The organism is Streptomyces sp. LS1784 (assembly GCF_020103755.1).
Lineage (GTDB): Bacteria > Actinomycetota > Actinomycetes > Streptomycetales > Streptomycetaceae > Kitasatospora.
The window spans coordinates 1-3,776 of record NZ_JAHSQD010000700.1; the positions used below are offsets into that span (position 1 = coordinate 1).

Sequence of the window (3,776 nt, forward strand, 5' to 3'; positions counted from 1 at the left end):
CCACCCCGCCGGCCGTCCGGCCGCCCCGGCCCGGTCCCGCCCCGCGCCCCACCCTCACCCGTGCGGCCCACCCCGGCTGCGCCCGCCACCCCGCCGACGGAGGGTGCAGGTGTCCCGTGGCAACCGAAGGAGTGCAGCCGTGGCGAGCGTGGCCGAACAGATGGTGGAGGTGCTCCGGCAGGCCGGGGTGGAGCGGGTCTACGGCGTCGTCGGCGACAGCCTCAACCCCGTCGTCGACGCGATCCGCCGGGCCGACGGCATCAGCTGGGTGCACGTGCGCAACGAGGAGGCCGGCGCCTTCGCGGCCGCCGCCGAGGCCGAGATCTCCGGACGGCTCGCGGTCTGCGCGGGCTCCTGCGGCCCAGGCAACACCCACCTCATCCAGGGCCTCTACGACGCCCAGCGCAGCGGCCTTCCGGTGCTCGCGCTCGCCTCGCACATCCCGTCCGGGCAGATCGGCACCGGCTTCTTCCAGGAGACCCACCCCGAGCGGGTGTTCACCGACTGCAGCAACTGGTGCGAGATGCTCTCCACCCCTGCCCAGCTGCCCCGCCTGCTGCGGGTCGCGATCCAGCACGCGCTCGGCTCGCACGGCGTCTCGGTGCTCGCCTTCCCCGGGGACGTCGCCGCGCTCCCCGCCGCCGCACCCACCGGCACCAGCCACTTCCTCACCGAGCAGGCCGTCGCCGCGCCGCCCTGGTCCCAGGTGCAGGAGCTGGCCCGGCTGCTCAACGAGGCCCGCAAGGTCGTGCTGTTCTGCGGCGCCGGGGTGCGCGGGGCGCACACCGAGGTGCTGGCGGCCGCGCAGGCCCTGAACGCGCCGATCGGCCACTCCCTGCGCGGCAAGGAGTGGATCCAGTTCGACAACCCGTACGACGTGGGCATGAGCGGACTGCTCGGCTACGGCGCGTGCCACGAGGCGCTGCACTCCGCCGACCTGGTGCTGCTGCTCGGCACCGACTTCCCGTACGACTCCTTCCTGCCGCAGGCGCACACCGTCCAGGTCGACCACGACGCCACCCGGCTCGGCCGCCGCACCGCCCTCGACCTGGCCGTCCACGGCGACGTGGCCGCCACCCTGCGGGCCGTGCTGCCGCTGCTGGAGGCCAAGTCCGACCGGGCCTTCCTGGACGGGATGCTGCGCAAGCACTGCCGGGCGCTGGAGGACGTGATCGGTGCGTACACCCGGGACATCGAGAAGCACCTGCCGATCCACCCCGAGTACGTCGCCTCGGTGCTGGACGACGTGGCCGCCGAGGACGCGGTGTTCACCGTGGACACCGGCATGAACAACGTCTGGGCCGCCCGCTACCTCCAGCCCAACGGCCGTCGCCGGGTGATCGGCTCCTTCCTGCACGGCTCGATGGCCAACGCCCTCCCGCACGCGATCGGCGCCCAGGCCGCCTGCCCGGGGCGGCAGGTGGTCGCGATGGCGGGCGACGGCGGGATCGGCATGCTGCTCGGCGAGCTGCTCACGGTGGCCAAGCACCGGCTGCCGGTGAAGACGGTGGTCTTCAACAACGGCGCGCTCGGCATGATCAAGCTGGAGATGCTGGTCTCCGGCTACCCGGAGTCCGAGATCGACAACGGGGACGTGGACTACGCCGGGATCGCCCGGGCGATGGGCATCCAGGCCAAGCGGGTGACCGAGCCGTCCCGGGTCCGGGAGGTGCTGGCGGAGGCGCTGGAACGGCCGGGTCCGGCCCTGGTGGACGTGGTCACCGACCCCAACGCGCTGTCCATCCCGCCGCACATCACCGCCGCCCAGCTGAAGGGCTTCGCGCTGGCGGCGAGCAGGACGGTGCTCTCGGGCGGAGTCGGGCGCATGATCGACCTGGCGCGGAGCAACCTGCGGAACATTCCGCGGCCGTGAGCGCGGGTTCTCGGGCTGCTTGCCTCTGAGGCAAAATTCTTGCCTGTGCGGCACGCCGGGTGTCCACTGGACACATGACCAGCAGCTCCACCGGTGCCGCCGCCACGGGCGAACAGCTCGACGACCAGGAGGTCGCCGGCCTCGCCGCCCGCCTCCGTGAGCACCGGCTCAGCAGCCGTCTCACGCTGGAGGTGGCCGCCGGACGGGTCGGGCTCTCCCCAGCTTATCTGTCCCGGCTGGAGACCGGCCGTCGGCAGCCCTCGCTGCCCGTCCTGCTCGGCCTCGCCCGCGCGTACGGGACCTCGGTCTCCGGCCTGCTCGGCGAGACCCTGGCCGAACCGGACCCGGTCGTCCGCGGCGGCGCCATCGAGCCCGGTCGGGCCGGTGGCTGGGGCTACCGCCGGGCCGGCGCCCCCGGCCGCGCCATGCAGGCCCTGCGGGTCCACGTCCCGCCGGGCGTGCAGGACGCGGTGGTCCGGGTCCACCCGGGCGAGGAGTGGCTGTACGTCCTGAAGGGCGCGCTCCGGGTCACCCTCGGGGACCGCGTCCACCACCTCGCGGTGGGCGACTCCGCCCACTACGACTCGCTCACCCCGCACTGCATCGCCGCGGAGTCCGACGGCGACGTCGAACTGCTCTTCGTCCACACCCTGCTGCAGAGCCCCGGCGGCGAACTCTGCCTCGGCGGCGGCCCCGCCGCCGTTCACTGACCTGCCGTCAGAACACCCCGGAGGAGATCACCATGGCCGATCCCGCCACCACCGCCACCCCGGCCGCCGCGGCCGACACCGCCGCCGGTCCGAAGACCATCGACGCCGGCAAGTGGGCCAACAAGCGCGTCTACCACCGCCTGGTGCTCTACACCGTCGGCTGCCACGCCTTCGCCGGATTCATCATCCTCCTGTTCGAGCTCGGCAGCCGCAACAAGTAGTCCACACCCCCGACCGGCCGCCCGCCCCCGCCCCCGAGGGGGGCGGGCGGACCGCCCCCCGGACCGGCACCCCCTCCGCCGCAGTGCCGCCTCCGGCGACTGCGGCGCCCCGGAGGCCGCCCGTTCCCTGCCTGCCCGTCATGCCCCGCACGTCGGTTCGGGGGATGCCGGCGCGGCCGAAGCCCCGCCCACCCTCCCCCTCACGCCCTGCGCAGCAGTTCGCAGAGGGCCTGCACCGCCGCCGGGAAGGCGTGATCCGGCGGGGCGGCGTAGCCGATGACCAGGGCGGGTGGGGCGGTGTCGGCGGGGGACGGTGCGGCGCGGTGCCAGGTGAGGCCGTTGAGGGAGAGGCCGGCCCGCTGGGCACGGGCGAGGAGTTCGGTTTCGGGGGTGGAACCGGGCGGCAGCTGGAGGACGGCGTGCAGGCCGGCCGCGATGCCGGTGACCCGGACGTGCGGGGCGCGTTCGGCGAGCGCCGCGACCAGGTGGTCGCGGCGGCGCCGGTAGTGCAGCCGGCAGCGCCGCACGTGGCGGTCGTACGTGCCGGAGGTGATCAGCTCCGCCAGCGTCAGCTGGTCCAGCACCGGGGACATCGTGTCGGCCAGCGCCTTCAGCCGGGCGACCGGTTCGACCAGCGCGTCCGGCAGGGCCAGCCAGGCCAGTCGCAGGCCCGGTGCGAGGCTCTTGGCGGCCGTTCCGGCGTACACCACCCGTTCCGGGTCCAGCGCCTGCATCGCGCCGAGCGGCTGCCGGTCGTAGCGGAACTCGCCGTCGTAGTCGTCCTCGATGACGTACCGGTCGTGCTCCCGCGCCCACCGCACCGCTTCCGCCCGCCGGCCGGCGGACAGCGCGGCGCCGGTGGGGAACTGGTGGGCCGGGGTGAGCAGGACGGCGTCGGCCCGGTTGCCGAGCCGGTCGACCACAGCGCCGTCCGCGTCCAGCGGCACCGGGGCGGTGGCGAGCCCGGCGGCC

At 74.6% G+C, this 3,776-nt stretch carries 4 protein-coding genes; 3 read left to right on the forward strand and 1 reads right to left on the reverse strand.

The genetic code is table 11. The features are described from left to right. The first annotated feature begins 139 nt into the window (after window positions 1-139). The 3 genes from KS423_RS40815 (at window position 140) to KS423_RS40825 (ending at window position 2,804) form a co-directional block, all read left to right on the forward strand. Window positions 140-1,873, forward strand: coding sequence for a pyruvate dehydrogenase (locus KS423_RS40815; RefSeq protein ID WP_224284784.1), 1,734 nt, complete (start codon window positions 140-142; stop codon window positions 1,871-1,873). 74 nt (window positions 1,874-1,947) lie between these two features. Continuing rightward, window positions 1,948-2,583, forward strand: a complete 636-nt coding sequence (locus tag KS423_RS40820; RefSeq protein WP_224284785.1) for a helix-turn-helix domain-containing protein — start codon at window positions 1,948-1,950, stop codon at window positions 2,581-2,583. A 32-nt stretch (window positions 2,584-2,615) separates the two neighbouring features. Next, window positions 2,616-2,804, forward strand: a complete 189-nt coding sequence (locus KS423_RS40825) for a DUF6126 family protein (RefSeq protein ID WP_224284786.1) — start codon at window positions 2,616-2,618, stop codon at window positions 2,802-2,804. 200 nt (window positions 2,805-3,004) lie between these two features. On the opposite strand, the gene KS423_RS40830 is transcribed toward KS423_RS40825, so the two are convergent. Continuing rightward, window positions 3,005-3,776 (reverse strand): PLP-dependent aminotransferase family protein (locus KS423_RS40830; protein ID WP_224284787.1); only part of this gene is annotated, 772 nt, incomplete at its 5' end.

What these genes read in the sequence shown, in the direction of transcription:
- KS423_RS40820 (WP_224284785.1), top strand. Translation starts at nt 1,948, where the DNA reads ATGACCAGCAGCTCCACCGGTGCCGCCGCCACGGGCGAACAGCTCGAC.
- KS423_RS40825 (WP_224284786.1), top strand. Translation starts at nt 2,616, where the DNA reads ATGGCCGATCCCGCCACCACCGCCACCCCGGCCGCCGCGGCCGACACC.